Annotated in this window: 13 protein-coding genes; 2 read left to right on the forward strand and 11 right to left on the reverse strand. The window is 65.9% G+C overall.

Translation table 11 applies throughout. The features are described 5' to 3' along the window. The first annotated feature begins 225 nt into the window (after positions 1 to 225). A complete protein-coding gene (locus tag WN73_RS02335) occupies positions 226 to 1503 on the forward strand; it encodes a multidrug effflux MFS transporter (RefSeq protein WP_271551326.1) in 1278 nt (425 codons plus the stop codon). Positions 1504 to 1607: 104 nt separating this feature from the next. Here the strand turns inward: WN73_RS02335 and ligA are convergent, their stop codons facing one another. Beyond that, positions 1608 to 3755, reverse strand: a complete 2148-nt coding sequence (ligA, locus tag WN73_RS02340) for an NAD-dependent DNA ligase LigA (RefSeq protein ID WP_271551613.1) — start codon at positions 3753 to 3755, stop codon at positions 1608 to 1610. Between the two features lie 113 nt (positions 3756 to 3868). Between ligA and WN73_RS02345 the strand changes: the two genes are divergently transcribed. Next, positions 3869 to 4156, forward strand: coding sequence for a GIY-YIG nuclease family protein (locus WN73_RS02345; RefSeq protein ID WP_271551327.1), 288 nt, complete (start codon positions 3869 to 3871; stop codon positions 4154 to 4156). 87 nt (positions 4157 to 4243) lie between these two features. Here WN73_RS02345 and recN read toward each other — a convergent pair whose 3' ends face one another. The 10 genes from recN to murG all read right to left on the reverse strand — a co-directional run bounded on the left by recN (position 4244) and on the right by murG (position 18020). Beyond that, positions 4244 to 5917: a DNA repair protein RecN gene (recN, locus tag WN73_RS02350; RefSeq protein WP_271551328.1), complete on the reverse strand. Its 1674-nt coding sequence runs from the start codon at positions 5915 to 5917 to the stop codon at positions 4244 to 4246. Between the two features lie 13 nt (positions 5918 to 5930). Then, positions 5931 to 6821, reverse strand: coding sequence for an outer membrane protein assembly factor BamD (locus tag WN73_RS02355; protein ID WP_271551329.1), 891 nt, complete (start codon positions 6819 to 6821; stop codon positions 5931 to 5933). A 247-nt stretch (positions 6822 to 7068) separates the two neighbouring features. Beyond that, positions 7069 to 8031: a UDP-3-O-acyl-N-acetylglucosamine deacetylase gene (gene lpxC, locus WN73_RS02360; RefSeq protein WP_011089335.1), complete on the reverse strand. Its 963-nt coding sequence runs from the start codon at positions 8029 to 8031 to the stop codon at positions 7069 to 7071. A gap of 356 nt (positions 8032 to 8387) precedes the next feature. Further along, positions 8388 to 10193: a cell division protein FtsZ gene (ftsZ, locus tag WN73_RS02365; RefSeq protein WP_271551330.1), complete on the reverse strand. Its 1806-nt coding sequence runs from the start codon at positions 10191 to 10193 to the stop codon at positions 8388 to 8390. Positions 10194 to 10286: 93 nt separating this feature from the next. Further along, positions 10287 to 11609 (reverse strand): cell division protein FtsA, encoded by a 1323-nt coding sequence (gene ftsA / locus WN73_RS02370; protein ID WP_011089337.1) that lies wholly within the window; start codon positions 11607 to 11609, stop codon positions 10287 to 10289. After that, positions 11606 to 12634, reverse strand: a complete 1029-nt coding sequence (locus tag WN73_RS02375; protein WP_271551331.1) for a cell division protein FtsQ/DivIB — start codon at positions 12632 to 12634, stop codon at positions 11606 to 11608. Before WN73_RS02375 ends, ftsA begins: the two co-directional genes overlap by 4 nt. A gap of 339 nt (positions 12635 to 12973) precedes the next feature. Then, positions 12974 to 13960 (reverse strand): D-alanine--D-alanine ligase family protein, encoded by a 987-nt coding sequence (locus WN73_RS02380; protein WP_271551332.1) that lies wholly within the window; start codon positions 13958 to 13960, stop codon positions 12974 to 12976. Positions 13961 to 14116: 156 nt separating this feature from the next. Next, complete coding sequence (gene murB / locus WN73_RS02385; RefSeq protein ID WP_211433520.1) at positions 14117 to 15034, reverse strand: UDP-N-acetylmuramate dehydrogenase; 918 nt, start codon at positions 15032 to 15034, stop codon at positions 14117 to 14119. 192 nt (positions 15035 to 15226) lie between these two features. Next, on the reverse strand, positions 15227 to 16630 hold the full coding sequence (gene murC, locus WN73_RS02390; RefSeq protein ID WP_271551333.1) for a UDP-N-acetylmuramate--L-alanine ligase: 1404 nt from the start codon (positions 16628 to 16630) through the stop codon (positions 15227 to 15229). A 289-nt stretch (positions 16631 to 16919) separates the two neighbouring features. Continuing rightward, the gene (gene murG, locus WN73_RS02395) at positions 16920 to 18020 is read right to left on the reverse strand and encodes an undecaprenyldiphospho-muramoylpentapeptide beta-N-acetylglucosaminyltransferase (protein ID WP_271551334.1); all 1101 of its coding nucleotides are present in this window, start codon (positions 18018 to 18020) and stop codon (positions 16920 to 16922) included. Between the last annotated feature and the right edge of the window lies 1 nt (position 18021).

The raw sequence follows: 18021 nt of genomic DNA on the forward strand, positions 1-18021 counted from the left end.
ACGCCGCAGCGTCTCCGTATCCCACTTCCGTCCCTGGAATACTGGATTCCCCGCCTTCGCGGGGAATGACACCGCATTGGTGGAACGAGACGTGCGCCCCAGTCGGTCTCCATCGCGCTGTTATTATAACCGTCCCAAAATCCGAATAGCCGCATTCCGAAACGCCGATATCCGTCTTGCGCGAGCACGCTACAGTCCGATTCGAACTGTCAGAGACGGACACGCATGCACGGCATGATCAGCAGGCCGCCGGAAGCGGCAATGAAGAGCATCGCGACCTCGCGCGTGGTGTTGCTGCTGCTCGTCGTCATGACCGGCATTGCGCCGATCTCGCTCTACATGTTGGTTCCGGCGTTGCCGGTGCTGGCGACGAACTTCGGCAGCGACATCTCGATCGCGCAGATGACGGTGTCGCTCTTCATGGTCGGCATCGCCTGCTCGCAGCTGATCATGGGGCCGCTGTCGGACAAGTTCGGGCGGCGCCCGGTGCTGCTCGCAGGGCTCGCGCTGATGGTGGCGGCGAGCGTTGCCTGCATCTTCGCGCAGAACCTGCCGCAACTGATCGCCGCACGCTTCTTCCAGGCGCTGGGCGGCGCCACCGGCATGGTGGTGAGCCGCGCCATCATCCGCGACATCTACGAGCGCCAGCGCGTCGCCTCCATGATCAGCCTCGTCGTCGCGGCCCTGATGATCGGACAGATGCTCTCGCCGCTCACCGGCGGCCTGATCGAGACCGCGTTCGGCTGGCGCGCGATCTTCTACGCCATCACCATCGGCGCAGTTGCGGTCACCGTCGGCATCGCCGTGGCGCTGCCGGAAACGCGTCGCAGCCGCGCCGCCGGCAGCGGCTTTCGCGCCGACATCGGCACCCTGATCAGGAACCGCGCCTTCGTCGGCTTCGTGATGTGCCAGGTGCTGGCCTCGCAGATCATCTTCACCTTCGCCGGCGGCGGCCCCTACATCGTGGTGACGCAGATGGGCCGCAGCAGCGCCGAATACGGCGCGTGGTTTGCTACGTCAGGCTTTGCGTATCTCGTCGGCAATCTGCTCTGCGTGCGCTTCGCGCCGCGCCATTCGCTGGAAAAGCTGATCTGGTTCGGGCTCGGCCTTCAGCTCGGCGGCAGCCTTTTGAACCTGTTCTGGAGTTTCGCCGGCTGGAATGAAGCGCCCGCCTGGCTGTTCGGCACGCAGATGATCGTGATGGCCGGCAATGCCTTCGTGATGGCGAATTCCGCCGCCGGTGCGATCAGCATCCGCCCCGAAGCGGCCGGTACCGCGTCGGGCGCGATGGGCTTCCTCCAGCAGGGCATCGGCGCGCTGATGTCGCAATTCGGCGCCTATCTCGGCGGCCACTCCTCAACGACACTGCCGCTGACCTCCGCCGTGCTCGCGATCTCGCTGCTCTGCGCCTGCATGATGATCTTCGTCGTCCCTCGCCGCGAGGTCGTGGTGAGCGACACGCTGATCGAACAGGCGGAGGAGGAAGAGAGCGGGATGATGTAGAGGGATTTTTCTCCGTCATTCCGGGGCACCTCAAAGAGGCGAACCCGGAATCTCGAGATTCCGGGTTCGATGCTTCGCATCGCCCCGGAATGACGGAATCAAGATCACTCCCCGATCAGCTTCAGCCACTCGTCTTCGGTCAGCACCTTGACGCCGTGCTTGTTGGCCTCGGCGAGCTTCGAGCCGGCGCCCGGGCCGGCGACGACGAGATCGGTCTTCTTCGACACCGAGCCCGACACCTTGGCGCCGAGCCGCTCAGCGGTGGCCTTGGCTTCATCCCGCGTCATCTTCTCCAGCGAGCCCGTGAACACCACGGTCTTGCCGGCGACGGCCGAGTTGCTCTTCGGCTTCTCGGCGTCGACGATCTCGACCTCCTTGGTCAGGCGCTCGACGATGCCGCGGTTGTGGCTCTCGCCGAAATAATCGGCGATGCTCTTGATCACGGTGTCGCCGATCTGGTCGAGCGCATCCATGTCCGCCATCGCCTCCTCGTCGCCCTTGGCGACCTTGAGGCAGGCGTCGTGGAACGCCTCCCAGGAGCCGTAGCCGCGCGCCAGCGCCAGCGCGGTGGTCTCGCCGACATGGCGCATGCCGAGCGCATAAACGAAGCGCTCGAGCGCGATTCTGCGCCGGCTCTCGATGGCGGCGAAGAGGTTGCGCACGGAGGTGGCGCCGTAACCCTCGATCTCCTCGAGCTTGAGTTTCGCGTTGCGCTTCTCCAGCGTGAAGATGTCGGCGGGCTCTTTCACAAAACCTTCGTCGAAGAAATACTGGAGCTGCTTCTCGCCGAGGCCGTCGATGTCGAAGGCGCGCCGCGACACGAACAGCTTGAGGTGCTCGATCTTCTGATAGGGGCAGGCGAACTCGCCGGTGCAGCGGGCGCGCGAGCCCTCTTCGCCGGCGGCCGTCTCCTCGCGCGTGACGTCGGTGTGCAGCGGGCACGGGCACGTCTTGGGGAAGTGGAATTCCCTGGCAGTCTTCGGCCGCTTGTCGAGGACGACGTCGACCACCTGCGGGATGACGTCGCCGGCGCGCTGGATCACGACGGTGTCGCCGATCCTGATGTCGCGCCCCTCGCGCAGCACCTCGCCCTTGTTGCCGATGCCCTTGATGTAGTCCTCATTGTGCAACGTGACGTTCTGCACGATCACGCCGCCGACGCCGACCGGCTCGAGCTTGCCGACCGGCGTGAACGAGCCGGTACGGCCGACCTGGATCTCGATGTCGCGCAGGACCGTCATGGCCTGCTCGGCGGGGAATTTGTGCGCGATGCCCCAGCGCGGCGTGCGCGAGACGAAGCCGAGGCGCTCCTGCCAATCGATGCGGTCGACCTTGTAGACGACGCCGTCGATGTCGTAGTCGAGCTCGGCGCGCTCTTCTTCGATCCTCTGGTGGAACGCGATCAGCTCCTCGACCGAGTGGCACAGCCTGGTCAGCGGATTGGTCTTGAAGCCGCAGCGCTCGAACCAGTGGATCATGCCGGTCTGCGTCTCCTCCGGCATCGCGCTCATCTCGCCCCAGGCATAGGCGAAGAAGCCGAGGGGGCGCGAGGCGGTGATGGTCGGATCCTTCTGGCGGAGCGAGCCGGCCGCCGAGTTGCGCGGATTGGCGAAGATCGTATCGCCGGCGGCCTTCTGCCGCTCGTTGAGCGCGAGGAACGCCTTCTTGGTCATGTAGACCTCGCCGCGCACCTCGCAGATGTCGGGGACATTGCGGCCCTTCAGCTTCTGCGGCACGTCTTCGAGCGTGCGGATATTGGCGGTGACATCCTCGCCCTCCGCACCGTCACCGCGCGTCGCGGCGGTGACGAGCTCGCCACCCTCATAGCGCAGCGACATCGAGAGACCGTCGATCTTCGGCTCGGCGGAGAAGTCGATCTTGTCGTCGTCGAGCTTCAGGAAGCGCACGATGCGGCCGACGAAGTCGCGCACGTCCTCTTCGGCAAAGGCGTTGTCGAGCGACAGCATGGGGACGGCATGCCGGACCTTCCTGAAGCGGCCTGACGGCGCCGCGCCAACCTTCTGCGAGGGCGATTCCGCGCTGACGAATTCCGGAAAGCGTTTTTCGATCGCATTGAAGCGCTGGCGCAACGCGTCGTATTCGGCGTCGGTGACGGTGGGCGCGTCATCCTGATAGTAGCGCTTGTCATGCCCTTCGAGCTCCAGCGCGAGCCGCATGAGCTCGACCTTGGCCTGCGCCTTGGTGAGCTCGGCGACGTCACGGAGCGGTTTGGATTTTGCTGCTCTTGCCATCATACTTAAGGTTCTAGCTCGTCGTTCCGGGATGGTCCGAAGGACCAGACCCGGAACCTCGAGATTCCGGGTTCGCACTTCGTGCACCCCGGAATGACGGTGGGGAGGGGCTCATGGCGTATTACGTCTATATCCTAGCAAGCCGCCGCGATGGAGCAATCTATGTCGGCATCACCAACGACCTCGTACGCCGCACCTACGAGCATCGAATCAAGGCTGTTCCCGGATTCACAACGAAATACAATATTGCTCGGCTGGTCTGGTTCGAGATTTATGATGATCCGATTTCAGCGATATCGCGTGAGAAGGAGTTGAAGAAGTGGAAGCGAGCCTGGAAGGTTCAGTTGATCGAGAAAACGAACCCGACTTGGGATGATCTGTACGAATCGATTTGCAGCTAAGCCCGTCATTCCGGGGCGGCAGCCGAACCCGGAATCTCGAGATTCCGGGTTCGATGCTTCGCATCGCCCCGGAATGACAGTGTGTAACTAAGCCGTCGCCGCCTTGAGCAGCCGGTCCGCGGCCGCCCGTGCCTCGGCGGTGATCTCGGCACCGGCGAGCATGCGGGCGATCTCCTCGCGGCGGTGGTCGGCGGCCAGCGCGTTGACGCGGGTGGCGACGCGCTTGCCCTTGTCGAGGGCGTCCTTGGAGATGAGCAGATGCTGGTCGGCCCGCGCGGCGACCTGCGGGGCGTGGGTCACGGCCATCACCTGGACCTTGCCGGCAAGCCGCGCCAGGCGCCCGCCGATGGCGTCCGCGACCGCACCGCCTACACCGGTGTCGATTTCGTCGAACACGAGCGTCGGCGCCGAGCCGCGGTCGGACAGCACGACCTTGAGCGCCAGGAGAAAGCGCGACAGCTCGCCGCCGGAGGCGACTTTCATCAGCGGGCCCGGCTTGGTGCCCGGATTGGTCTGCACCCAGAACTCGACGCGATCAAAACCTTGCGGCCCCGGCGCGGCCTCGTCGGTCTCGACCTGGGTCATGAATTTCGCGCGTTCGAGCTTGAGCGGGGCGAGCTCGGCATTGACGGCCTTGTTGAGCTTCTCGGCCGATTTCTGCCGCGCCAACGACAGTTTCTTGGCGGCAGCGGCATAGCGGCTGTCTGCCTCGATCGCAGCCTGCTCCAGCTTCTTCAGGCGCGAGGCACCGGCATCGATCAGCACGACGTCGGCGGCGTATTTGGCGGCGAGCGCGGCGAGCCCGTCGACCGGCGTGGAATATTTGCGCGAGGCGGCGCGCAGGGCGAACAGGCGTTCCTCGATGCGTTCGAGCTCGGCCGGATCGAAATCGGTTGCGGCGAGCGCGGCCAGGAGATGCTGGTCGGCTTCTTCCAGCGCGTTGATCGCGGCATCGATCGCCTTGACCGCGGGCTCGACCAGCGCCGGCGAATTGACGCCGCGGCGCTCCAGCCGGCGCACCGCGGCCGATAGCGCCGCGACCGGAGAGTGGTTGCCGCCCACCGCCTCCTGCGCCTCGCGCAGGTCGGAGGCGATCTTCTCGCCCTGCATCATCGTGGTCCGGCGGGACGCCAGCGAGGTCTCCTCGCCGTCCTTGGGGGCGAGCTGCTTCAGCTCGTCGGAGGCGTGGCGCAGATAGTCGGCCTCGCGCGCGGCCCGCTCCATGCCGGCGCGATGCTCCTCCAGCTCGGTGTTGGCGGTGCGGCGCGCATCCCAAAGCGACTCGACGACCGCAACGTCCTTCTCGAGGCCGGCAAAGGCATCGAGCAGGCGGCGGTGCGTGGCGGCATCGACCAGCGCGCGCTCGTCATGCTGGCCGTGAATCTCGACCAGAGCGGCGCCGACCGCCTTCAGCGTCTGCACGCTGATCGACTGGTCGTTGATGAAGGCGCGGGTGCGGCCGTCGGCGAGCTGGACGCGGCGGAGAATCATCTCGCCGGTGTCGTCGAGACCGTTCTCGGCGAGGATCGCCGCCGCGGGGTGATTTTTGGGGATATCGAAGACGGCCGTGACCTGCCCCTGCTCCGCGCCGTGGCGCACGAGGCCGGCGTCGCCGCGGCCGCCGAGCGCCAGCGCAAAGGCATCGAGGAGGATGGATTTGCCCGCACCGGTCTCGCCGGTCAAAACCGCGAGGCCCGTCGCGAATTCGATATCGAGCCGTTCGATCAGGACGATGTCACGGATCGACAGACGCGCTAGCATGGAACCAAATTTCCTAGCCGAGGCCCATTTTCTTGAAGGTCTTGCTGATCCAGGACCCCTGATTCTCGCTCGGCTCGAGACCACCCGATTTTACAAGATTATAGGCGTCCTTGTACCAACGGCTGTCAGGAAAATTGTGGCCAAGCACAGCGGCCGCGGTCTGCGCCTCGCCGACGATGCCGATCGCCATATAGGCTTCGGTCAGCCGGTAGAGCGCCTCCTCGACATGGCGCGTGGTCTGGTACTGCGTGACCACGGCCTTGTAGCGGTTGATCGCCGCCGTGTAGTCGCGCTTCTGCATGTAATAGCGGCCGACGTTCATTTCCTTTCCGGCGAGCTGGTCGCGCGCGCCCTCGATCTTGGCCTTGGCCGAGGTCGCGTATTCGGACGTCGGATATTTGCGGATCACCTCTTCCAGCGAGGCGATCGCCTTCTCGGTGCGGCTCTGGTCGCGGCTGATGTCCGGGATCTGGTCGTAATGCGAGGCGGCGATCAGGTATTGCGCATAAGCCGCGTCCGGGCTGCCGGGATGCAGCGTGACATAGCGAGTGGCGGCGCCGATGCAGCCGTCATAGTCGCCGCCCTGGTAGGACGCATAGGCGGACATCAGCAGCGATTTGCGGGCCCAGTCGGAATAAGGATGCTGGCGGTCGACCTCTTCGAACTTCTTGTTCGCCGCCTTCATGTCCTTCTTTTCGTTCATGAGGTACAGGCCCTCATTGTAGATCTTGTCGGCGGGCTCCTCGACGAAGGTGTCGTCCTTGGCGGTGAACTTGTCCCACAGCGCGCCGGTGCCGCAGCCGGCCAGCGGCAGCGCGAGCATGATGAAGGTGGCGGCCTGAAGCGCCCCGCGCGCGCGAGGCGAGATCGAGAGATATCCGCGCGTCATACGCTGTGCCGACATGAGTTTTAAGCCCTGACGCCCTGTGATGCGGTGCCCGCCAGCCCACGAACCCCGTCATGGGCGCGAAATGATGCCGTGGTGCCTGCCATGCGACCACGCCGATGTATCCGAAAAACGATCGTTAACCAACCGTATGGGCAGGCATTTCGCCCGGATTAAGGCGAACGTGCCGCAATGCTAGTCGATCATGGTTACCAGGAGTTTCCCGGGGACAGCCGCCGCCAGACGCCCGCGGCCACAGGTGTCTTCAGGACACGTCCGGCCCGTAGGCCGCGGCAATCCGGCCGCCGACGATACCGCGACCGGTTTCGGCCACGGGACGCGTGGTGCGGCGGACCGCCTCGCCCTCGACCACCCGCCAGGCGGTACGGTCGGCAAGCAGCGCGGTCAGAACGGCGTGGTTGAGCTTGTGGCCGCCGCGCACCGAGCGGTAGGCGCCAAGCAGCGGCAGGCCGGCCAGCGCGAGGTCGCCGATCACGTCCAGCACCTTGTGGCGGACGCATTCGTCGGCGTAGCGCAGGCCCTCGGTGTTGAGCAGCCGCTCATCGTCGAACACGACGGTGTTGTCGAAGGAGGCGCCGAGCGCGTAGCCCGCGCTCCAGAGCCGGGCGACGTCGCACATCAGGCCGAACGTCCGGGCGCGGCCGACTTCGCGGCGGAAACGTTCCGGGTTGAGGTCGAAGGCGTAGCTCTGCCGACCGATAACGGGGTTGGCGAAATCGATCTCGACCTCGGCGCGGAACCCGTTGGCGTGGGGCCGGATCTCGCCGAAGGAGTCGCCGATCTTGACCGAGATCGGCTTCAAAACCTGAATGAAGCGGCGCTGCGCCGGCTGGGTGACGATGCCGGCCTGCTCGATCGCCGCAATGAAGGCCGCGGCGCTGCCGTCCATGATCGGCACTTCCGGCCCGTCGATCTCGATAGCCGCGTTGTCAACGCCCATACCCCGCAGCGCAGCAAGCACGTGCTCGGCGGTCGAGACCAGCGGACCGTCGCGGTCGCCGAGGACGGTGGCGAGATCGGTCGCGATCACCTGCTCGGCGGTCGCCTGAACTTCGCGGTCACTCCCCTCAAGGCCGGTACGGACAAAAACAAAACCTGCGTCGACGGGCGCAGGTCCAAGCGTGAGGGTGACGGGAAGACCGGAATGAACGCCGACGCCAACCACGGTGGCTTGCGCACGAAGCGTTGTTTGCCGGCTAAATTTCATCAGGAACCGCCCCACTACGACCACTGCGACTTATACAAACCTGACAGACTGGCCAAGGCCGCCGTCCGAATCCGTATCCCCAAGTCACGGCAAACCATAGTCACTGCCTCAAACAGCGCCAACTCACGCTTTTTTACCGATTGTTACCCCAAACCTGCCGTATTCGCGCCAAGGCTTAACCAAATTGCGCCGAGGTTTTGGGCTGCTGCCGGCGGTTTTACTGAACCACCCAATGCATAATTAATGATTTAAAATCAGTTGCTTGGCCATGCAATCCGGGCTTGCCCGGTGAAAATGGAAAGGCCCCGGCAAGCTTGCTGCCGGGGCCTCTTGCGTCTGCCTTATTGTAACAATCCTCAGGTCGCCTGACGCCGCAGGAAGGCCGGGATATCAAGATGGTCGTCACCCTGTGGCGCCGGCGCAACAGGCGCGGAACGGCCATGCACGTCGAGGCCCTGCGGCGCGGGACGGCGCGCATACTCCGATACCGGTTCGGTGGCCGCGATCTGCTGTGCCACGCTCTTCTGCGGACGACGCTCCGGCAACGGCGGTATCGCCGGACCAGCGGTGCGGGCGGCGACCGGCGGCTCACTCTCCTCGTCGCGGCGGCCAAGGCCGACATTGGCGAGGCGCTGGAGCAGCGACAGGCGGGTCTTCTGCGGGGTCTCTTCTTCGACTTCGCCGCGGGCCTGACGAATCTCGGCCTGGGCCGGCATCGGCAGCTCCTCGAGGCGCGGCATCCGCGGCGCACGCATCGGCGCACGCTCGGCCTGCGGCGGGATGAAGGTTTCCGGCGTCATCGGCTCCTGCATCGCGACCGAGGCCTGCTCAGGCTCCGGGAACAGGGTCGGCTTCTGCGCGATCGGGCGCACGGTGACGTCGCCATAGGTCTGCATCGGCGCGGGCGCCTGCGGAACGTCGGCAACGGCAGCCGCGATGGCGGCGAGCGCAGCACGCTCGACGTTCGGACGCGGCGCCACCGGCGCGGCAGCGGCCGGCGCGAATCCAGACACCGGGGCCTGCGCATCCAGCTTCTGGGCACGTTCGGCCAGGCGCTGGTTATCGGCACGCAGACGCGCGGTCAGGTCGGCGAGACGGCTCTCGGCGACGGCGGCCGGAGCTGCGGGAGCCTGCTGCACCTGCGGCGCTGCGTTCGCGACCGGAGCGGAGGTAGCCTGGCTGTTGCGGGCGATCGCGGCCTGCTCGATGCCGGTGGCGACGACCGAGACGCGGATCAGGCCATCGAGCGCTTCGTCGAAGGTGGCGCCGACGATGATGTTGGCGTCCTGGTCGACTTCCTCGCGGATGCGGGTCGCGGCCTCGTCGACCTCGAACAGCGTGAGGTCCTTGCCGCCGGTGATGGAGATGAGGAGGCCCTTGGCGCCCTTCATCGAGCTATCGTCGATCAGCGGGTTGGCGATCGCGGCTTCCGCGGCGGTCAGCGCGCGCTTGTCGCCGGAGGCCTCGCCGGTGCCCATCATCGCCTTGCCCATCTCCCTCATCACCGCTCTCACGTCGGCGAAGTCGAGGTTGATCAGGCCTTCCTTGACCATCAGGTCGGTGATGCATGCGACGCCCGAATAGAGCACCTGGTCGGCCATCGCGAAGGCGTCGGCGAAGGTGGTCTTCTCGTTGGCAACCCGGAACAGGTTCTGGTTCGGGATGATCAGGAGCGTGTCGACAACCTTGTGCAGCTCGTTGATGCCGGCTTCGGCGGTGCGCATGCGGCGGCCGCCTTCGAAGTGGAACGGCTTGGTGACGACGCCGACGGTGAGGATGCCCATGTCGCGCGCAGTCTTGGCGATGACGGGAGCAGCGCCGGTGCCGGTGCCGCCGCCCATGCCGGCGGTGACGAACACCATGTTGGCGCCCGAGAGATGGTCGCGCAGCTCGTCGATCACCTCTTCCGCCGCCGCGGCGCCGACGTTCGGCTGCGAGCCGGCGCCGAGGCCTTGCGTGACCGCCGTGCCCATCTGCACGATGCGCTGCGCCTTCGACATCGTCAGCGCCTGCGCGTCGGTGTTGGCGACGACGAAGTCGACGCCCTGCAAACCCGCCGTGATCATATTGTTGACGGCGTTGCCGCCGGCGCCGCCGACGCCGAACACGGTGATCCGGGGCTTCAGTTCGTGAATGTCAGGAACATTGATGCTGATGGTCATGTTTGCCTCTCGATCACGCGCGCGTGGGTTCGCCCCGGCCGGCGGCCGCGGGAGTTGGTGAAAATCGACAATTACAATTGCGGAAAGGAGTCATCAGAAGCCCTCGCGTAGCCATCGTCCAACCTTTCCGAAATAACCGCCGGTCCCTGTCCTCACCTGCTGCCGCGTATGCCGCGGTTCGACATGTTCCTGGTGAACATATTGCGGGTAGACGAGGAGTCCGGCGGGCACCGCGAACGCGGCGTTCTTCGCCTCGTTGGGCAGCCGGCCGAAGCCGAGCGGACGTCCGACCCGCACGGGCCGGCCGAGAATCTGTGTTCCGAGTTCGACGAGACCGGTCAGTTGCGAGGCGCCGCCCGAGAGCACGACGCGGCCGTTGGGCTCTGATGCGAAGGGCGAATCCTTTAACCGGTCCCGGACCATTTCGAAGATTTCCTCGGCACGGTGCTTGACGATGTTGGCGATGGTAGCGCGGGAGACGATCTGTGGCAGATCCTGCTCGTCACCGGCTGTCGGCACAGACATCAGCTCACGCGAGTCCGATCCGCCGGTGATGACGGTCCCGTATAACGTCTTGATTCGCTCGGCATCGGCAATGGTCGCGGACAGTCCGCGCGCGAGATCCATCGTGATGTGTTGCCCGCCGACCGCAAAACCGGCCGCGTGCACGAAGCGGCCGCCGGCATAGACCGCCATCGTGGTGGTGCCCGCGCCCATCTCGACGACGGCCGCGCCGAGATCGGCCTCGTCGTCGGTCAGCACCGACAGGCCGGCGACATAGGGGCTCGCCGCCATGGCTTCGACATTGATGTGGCAGCGCTCCACCGCGAGCATCAGGTTCCGCGCCACGGTGGCGTCACAGGTGACGACGTTCATGTCGACACCGAACTGATGCGCGACCATGCCGCGGGGATCGCGGATGCCCTTGACGCCGTCGAGCGTGTAGCCGACCGGCAGCGCGTGCAGCACGGTGCGGCCCTCGCCGGTGGCGTGGCGCATGCCGGTGGAAGTGACGCGGCTGACGTCGGCCGGCGTCACGGCGCCGCCGCGGATGTCGGCGGCGGCTTCGACCAGCTGGCCGGAGAGCCGGCCGCCGGAGACCGAGAGCAGCACGGACTCGACCCGCACCTTGGCCATCTTCTCCGCAAGCCCGACGGCCTGGCGCACCGCCTGCTCGCATTCGCCGAGATCAACCACCGCGCCGGCCTTCATGCCGCGCGACTGGATCTGGCTGTAACCGATCAGCTCCACCGCGTGGGTGCGGCCGCGCAACGCCTCGCTCGGCGCCGACGGCTTCAGCCGCGCGATCATGCAGGCGATCTTGCTGGTGCCGATGTCGAGACAGGCGACGAGGCCGCCGCGCTTGTGCGGCATCTGGCGCGTCTTCGGCGTCTGGGTGCGATCGAGACCGGTCATGCAGCGTCCCCGGCCTTCTTTTTCTTCTTGTCCTTGAACTGCTCTTCGCGCGCCTTGGCGGCGTCCTCGGACAGCTGCACCACCAGGCGATCGGGCAGGCGCATGTCGACGGCGACGATGTCGCGGGAGAACAGCTTGTCTTCCTTGTCGAGCCTGGACAGCATTGCAAGCGCGTTGCCGACGTCCTGCTCGGGCAGGCGGATGTCGAGGCCGTCCTTGAGCCTCAGGTTCCAGCGCCGCTCGCCGACGAAGATCGCCGCCTTGGTGATCGAGTGGACCTGCGGATAGCGCGCCAGCAGCGCGAGGAAATCGCGGGCCTGCGTGTCGGCGCCCTTGCCGACCACGAGCGGCAGCGACAGGAACCGCCGCGAGACATAGGGCTCGAGCACGGCGCCGTCATCGGCGATGACGGAGAGGCGGCCGGCCTCCTGCCACAGCGCGAACGCCTTGCGCTCGGTGAGCTCGATCATGAGCTGGCCCGGATAGAGCTTCAGCACGGTCGCATCCGCGATCCAGGGATTGGCCTTGAGCTTGTCGCGCACGGCGTCGGCGTCGAGGAACAGCAGCGAAGAACGGCCGCTGACGCCGCCGATCGCGAGGATCTCGTCCTGGGTGAGCTGCTTGCGGCCGTTGATCACGACGGAGGTGATGCGGAAGCCGGCGGAATTGGCCATCGCGTTGCGGGCGTCGCTGACCGCCGTGACGAAGTCCTGGAGATGGCCGCCCTTGACGATGCCGAAGCCGCAGCTGCCGATCAGCAGCAGCACGGTCATGCTGATCCCGACCCGGCGCGGCAGATAGCGCTCGACCAGCGCGACCACGCGCGGCGGCGGCTCGCGCTCGACCACGGCCTTCGCTTTGATCTTGTCCTTGGCGGCAGCGCGTGCCGCGTGAAGTCTTTCCTGGCGCTTGTCCTGCACCCACTCGCGCAGAAGCACGACCGCTCCGATAGCGGCCGCCTTCAGATCAGCTTGGGGCCTCAGCGATCTGAAAAACGACCGGGTGAGGCTTCCTGCACCATCCATTGCACGAGCTCGTCAACAGTTTGCCCGCGACATCGCGCGGGTCCTGGCGAACATGACGTCTCGGACTTGCCGGGTCGGATCAGCAGACGAAGCCTCTCCCATCAAAGCGTTCGCTGGAGGTGACATCACCCGCAACAGCTCACGCGCCGGCAGCCAAAGCGCCATATGCGCCGCCAGCGTTAACCTTCGGATGTCCTGGTAAACAAAAGGTAAAGTTCGTTAACGCGGGACGCTTTTTGCCCAGCCCTGTGAGGCATTTATGCCGCGATGTCCGGCATTTTACCGGTTTTGGGGCCCAAAACGGGCCGTTTCGCCCGTTTGGCCGTTAACCAGTCCTAATTATTTCCGTACACCCCGCCCGGCGAGCTCGACCAGGCCGCGCAGGAAGTCGACGAACGCGATGCCCTCGGCCTTCAGCGCCTTGGGGTAGAGCGAGGACTTGGTCAACCCGGGGAGCGTGTTGGTTTCGAGATAGACGAGCCCCTTGGCCGAGACGATGAAGTCCGAGCGGGAATAGCCGGTGCAGGACATCGCCCGGTGCGCCAGCATCGCCTGCTGCTTCAGCGCGGCGGTGATCTCGGGCGTGAAACGGCCGGGGCAGATCTCCTGCGTCGTCGACAGAAGGTACTTTGCGGCGTAGTCGAAATTGCCCTCGCCCGGAATGATCTCGATCGGCGGCAGCGAGACGATCGAGCCGTCGGTGCGCTCCAGCACGCCGCAGGTCGCCTCGACGCCGGCGATATAGGGCTCGATCACATACTCCTCGTGCTTCGCGGCATTGCGGACGGCGACGAGGTCCTGCCTGGCGTTGATGAAGATCAGGCCATAGCTCGACCCGTCCCGCGCCGGCTTTGCGATCAGCCGGCCGTATTCGGCGAAGGCCTCGTCGATATCGTCCAGCGCGATGTTTGCGGGCGGCGTCACGCCGCCGAGCGCGGCGAAATGCTTGGCCGCGATCTTGTCGAAGGCGAGATGCGAGGAGGCCGAGCCCGAACCGGTGAACGGCACGCCGCGCGCCTCGCACATCACCTGCAATTCGCCGTTCTCGGCACATCCGCCATGCAGGCCGAGCACCAGCACGCGATCTTCCGCCTTGGCCTGGTCGAGCGCCTGCACCAGCGGAATGCCTGATGTGCCGGGCTTGAACTCGTCCTCGAACGGACGGGCATGTTCGAGCAGCTGCTTCGACTGCACGACATGCACCCTGTCCTCGACGTCCCACCACCACAGATCGGCCTCGGGCAGCGCCTGATGCAGCGCCTGGGCCGAGGCAACCGAAACCAGACGTTCCCGGTTGGAGCCGCCGAAGAGGATGGTGATGCGCATGTTCATAGTCCGCAATCTCTCTCGTTCGTCATTCCGGGGCGCGACGAAGTCGCGAACTACGATGCGCAATTGCGCATCTGAGAATCCATCTCTCCACCGTCTCTGCCGCCCGATGGATTCCAGGCTCTCGCTTCGCGAGCCCCGGAATGACGGTGATCATGAAACCCCGATCCGCTTGATTTCCCAATGTAGCTCAATTCCGGAATTCGCCTTCACGCGCGCACGCACGGTCTCGCCCAGCGTCTCGATATCGTGCGCGGTGGCATCGCCCGTGTTGATCAGGAAATTGCAGTGCATCTCGGAGACCTGCGCGCCGCCGACGCGCAAGCCCCGGCAGCCGGCAGCGTCGACCAGCTTCCAGGCGGAATGGCCGGGCGGATTCTTGAAGGTCGAGCCGCCGGTCTTTTCGCGGATCGGCTGCGCGGTCTCGCGATGGCTCTGCACCTCCGCCATGCGCGCGCGGATCGCATCCGCATCCTTGACCTCACCGCGAAAGCGCGCAGACGTGAAGATGATGGAGGGATCGACGCCGCTGTTGCGATAGACGAACTTCATGTCGGCATTGGAGAAGACGTGCTTCTTGCCGTCGCGCCCGACGCCGCGCGCCTCGATCAGCACGTCCTTGGTCTCACCGCCATTGGCGCCCGCGTTCATGCGCAGCGCGCCGCCGATCGTGCCGGGAATGCCGAAATAGAATTCGAGCCCGCCGATGTTCGCGCTCGCGGCAACCTCCGCCACGCGCTTGTCGAGCGCGGCAGCGCCTGCGGTGACGATGTCACCGCTCGCGCTCGCCTCGCCAAAGGCGCGCGGCGCCAGGCGTATCACCACGCCCGCAATGCCGCCGTCGCGCACGATCAGGTTGGAGCCGACGCCGACGACGTAGACCGGAATGTCGGACGCGAGATGCGCGAGGAAATAAGCGAGATCGTCCTCGTCCGCCGGCGTGAACAGCACCTGCGCGGGGCCGCCGACGCGAAACCAGGTCAGCTCGGCGAGCGACTGGTTGGCCAGCAGCCGGCCGCGCAGATCAGGCATCGTCGCTTTGAGTGAGGGTGTGATGTCGGGGAAGCTCATGCGCGAACGCTCCCCAAAAGTGAGGGACGCAGACTGCTTCCGTACCCTCCCCCCTTGTGGGGGAGGGTAAGGGAGGGGGGTAGCCCCAAGCGAGATCGGAGTTCGTGGCTACCCCTCTCCCCCACCCTCCCCCACAAGGGGGGAGGGAGCGCACCATTCCGTGTGGCAAGCAACGAGTGCAGCATCGCCGCCCTACCCCAGCGCCTTCAATTCGCCGGGCAGTGCATACGCCCATTGCGTGATGTTGCCGGCGCCAAGGCACACGACGAGATCGCCCGACTTCGCGAGCCCCTTGACGATGCCCGCGAGCTCCGGCGCCGCCGGCAGCGGGACCACCTCGCGATGCCCGTGGGCGCGCAGGCCCGCGACGAAATGATCGCGGTCGATGCCGTCGATCGGCGCCTCGCCCGCGGCATAGACGTCGGCGACGATGACCGCGTCCGCATCGTTGAAGCAGGTGCAGAATTCCTCGAACAGCGATTGCAGGCGGGTGTAGCGATGCGGCTGCACCACGGCGACGATCTTGCCGTTGGTGGATTCCCGCGCCGCCTTCAGCACCGCCGCGATCTCGACGGGGTGGTGGCCGTAATCGTCGATCACGGTGACGCCGTTCCATTCACCGGTCTTGGTGAAGCGGCGCTTCACGCCGCCGAAGCCGGCGATCGCGCTGCGGATCGCTTCGTCCGACACGCCGAGTTCGCGCGCGACCGCGATCGCGGCCGTGGCGTTGGAGGCGTTGTGCCGACCCGGCATCGGCAGCATCAGATCGGGAATCTCGTGCACGGCACCGGTCTTGCGATCGCGGAACGCGACCTTGAACTTCGATCCACCACCCATCGGGGTGAGGTCGACCAGCCGCACATCGGCCTGCGGATTCTCGCCATAGGTGATGATGCGGCGATCCTCGATCTTGCCGACGAGACTCTGCACCACGGGATGGTCGATGCACATCACCGCAAAGCCGTAGAACGGCAGGTTCTCGACGAAATGGCGGAAGGCGTCCTGCACCGCCTCGAAGGTCTTGAAGTGATCGAGATGCTCGGGGTCGACATTGGTGACGATCGCGACATCGGTCGGCAGCTTCAGGAACGTGCCGTCACTCTCGTCCGCTTCCACCACCATCCAGTCGCCGGCGCCGAGGCGCGCGTTGGAGCCGTAGGCGTTGATGATGCCGCCATTGATGACGGTAGGATCGAGACCGCCGGCATCGAGCAGCGTTGCGACCATCGTGGTCGTCGTGGTCTTGCCGTGCGTGCCGGCAATCGCGACGCAGCTCTTCAGCCGCATCAGCTCGGCCAGCATCTCGGCGCGGCGCACCACGGGAATGCGCCGTTCGCGCGCCGCCATCAATTCCGGATTGTCGCGCTTGATCGCGGTGGAGACCACGACGACCTCGGCGCCGTCGACATTCTCGGCCTTGTGGCCGACCGAGACCTTGGCGCCCTTCTTGCGCAGACGGTCGAGATTGTAGTTGTCGGAGGCGTCCGAGCCCTGCACGGCATAGCCGAGATTGACCAGCACCTCGGCGATCCCGCTCATGCCGATCCCGCCGATCCCGACGAAGTGGATGGGTCCGATCTCGCGCGGCAGTCTCATGCTTTATCCCGTCGTTCGGTCGTCATGCCCGGGCTTGTCCCGGGCATCCACGAATCCCAGCGTCTTTCTTGCAAGACGTGGATGCATAGGCACTCGGTATACCGAGTGCCGTCATTTTTAAAAGAACCAACTCGGATAAATCCGACTTGGTCGGACAAGCCCGGCCATGACGAGTAACATTCAAAAGTCGGCCCTTTTTCGTCATTCCGGGGCGCTCGCAGCGCGCGCGAACCCGGAATCTCGAGATTCCGGATCGGTCCGCCTTGCGGCCCGTCCGGAATGACGAGTGCTAAAGGCCCGCGACCTTGACCACCAGATCGGCCAGCCGCTCGGCGGCATCGAGCCGCCCTGCCCCCTTCGCGGCCGCGGCCATGGCGGTAAGGCGCGCCGGCTCGGCGGCCAGGGCGGAGATTTCGGAAGCCAACCGATCCGAGGTGAACTCGGTCTGCGGGATGCGGATCGCGCCATCGACCTTGGCCAGCACGCCGGCATTGGCGAACTGGTCCTGGTCGATCGAGCCCGGCAGCGGCACCAGGATCGAGGGCCGGCCGATGGCGGCAAGCTCGGCGACCGTGCCGGCGCCGGAGCGCGACACCACCAGATGGTTGGAAGCGAGCCGCGCCGGCAGATCGGTGAAGAACGGCGCGAGCTCGGCCTTGATCTTGAGCTTGTCGTAGACGGCGCGCACCCGATTCATGTCCTCGTCGCGCACCTGCTGGGTGAGGATGAGCCGGCCCCACAGCGCTGGCTCGAGCCGCTCGATCGCGCCCGGCACGATGTCGGCCATGATGCGCGCGCCCTGGCTGCCACCGACGACGAGCAGGCGCAGCGGACCGTTCGCCTCGGGCGCGGCATAGGGCACGGCGGCAGCGGCAAGGACCGCCGGCCGCATCGGCGTGCCGACGGTCGTGGTCTTGCCCGATAGCGCGGGGTCGCGGTCGAGCACGCCCGGCAAGGACGTCGCGATGGCGCGGACGCGGCTCGACAGAAACCGGTTGGCGCGGCCGAGCACCGCATTGGCGTCATGGATGATGCCGGGCACGCCGGCGAATTTTGCGGCGACCAGCGGCGGCAGCGTCGGATAGCCGCCGAAGCCGACGACGGCGACGGGCTTCAATCGCTTGATCAGGCTGTAGGCCGATAGCGTGCCGGCGGCGAGCGTGAGGCCGGCATAGGCGAGTTGGAACGGATTGCGGCCGCGCGCAGTCTCGCTCGAGACGACGTCGATCATATCCTTGCTGAACAGCCCGCTATAGCGCAGCGCCCGCTCATCCGTGACGAGGCGGACGCGAAAGCCGCGCCGGATCAGCTCGACGCCGAGCGCCTCGGCCGGAAACAGATGGCCGCCGGTGCCGCCCGCGGCGAGAAGAATCAAGGGGGAGGTGTCCATA

Origin of the sequence: Bradyrhizobium sp. CCBAU 45394, from assembly GCF_028128655.1 — a bacterium.
GTDB lineage: Bacteria > Pseudomonadota > Alphaproteobacteria > Rhizobiales > Xanthobacteraceae > Bradyrhizobium > Bradyrhizobium diazoefficiens.

Bases quoted from the DNA above. Each gene is read 5' to 3' on its own strand.
- recN (WP_271551328.1), bottom strand. From the start codon at position 5,917: ATGCTAGCGCGTCTGTCGATCCGTGACATCGTCCTGATCGAACGGCTC.
- WN73_RS02355 (WP_271551329.1), bottom strand. From the start codon at position 6,821: ATGTCGGCACAGCGTATGACGCGCGGATATCTCTCGATCTCGCCTCGC.
- WN73_RS02380 (WP_271551332.1), bottom strand. From the start codon at position 13,960: ATGCGCATCACCATCCTCTTCGGCGGCTCCAACCGGGAACGTCTGGTT.
- WN73_RS02345 (WP_271551327.1), top strand. From the start codon at position 3,869: ATGGCGTATTACGTCTATATCCTAGCAAGCCGCCGCGATGGAGCAATC.
- ligA (WP_271551613.1), bottom strand. From the start codon at position 3,755: ATGGCAAGAGCAGCAAAATCCAAACCGCTCCGTGACGTCGCCGAGCTC.
- WN73_RS02335 (WP_271551326.1), top strand. From the start codon at position 226: ATGCACGGCATGATCAGCAGGCCGCCGGAAGCGGCAATGAAGAGCATC.
- murB (WP_211433520.1), bottom strand. From the start codon at position 15,034: ATGAGCTTCCCCGACATCACACCCTCACTCAAAGCGACGATGCCTGAT.
- ftsZ (WP_271551330.1), bottom strand. From the start codon at position 10,193: ATGACCATCAGCATCAATGTTCCTGACATTCACGAACTGAAGCCCCGG.
- murG (WP_271551334.1), bottom strand. From the start codon at position 18,020: ATGGACACCTCCCCCTTGATTCTTCTCGCCGCGGGCGGCACCGGCGGC.
- WN73_RS02375 (WP_271551331.1), bottom strand. From the start codon at position 12,634: ATGGATGGTGCAGGAAGCCTCACCCGGTCGTTTTTCAGATCGCTGAGG.
- lpxC (WP_011089335.1), bottom strand. From the start codon at position 8,031: ATGAAATTTAGCCGGCAAACAACGCTTCGTGCGCAAGCCACCGTGGTT.
- murC (WP_271551333.1), bottom strand. From the start codon at position 16,630: ATGAGACTGCCGCGCGAGATCGGACCCATCCACTTCGTCGGGATCGGC.
- ftsA (WP_011089337.1), bottom strand. From the start codon at position 11,609: ATGACCGGTCTCGATCGCACCCAGACGCCGAAGACGCGCCAGATGCCG.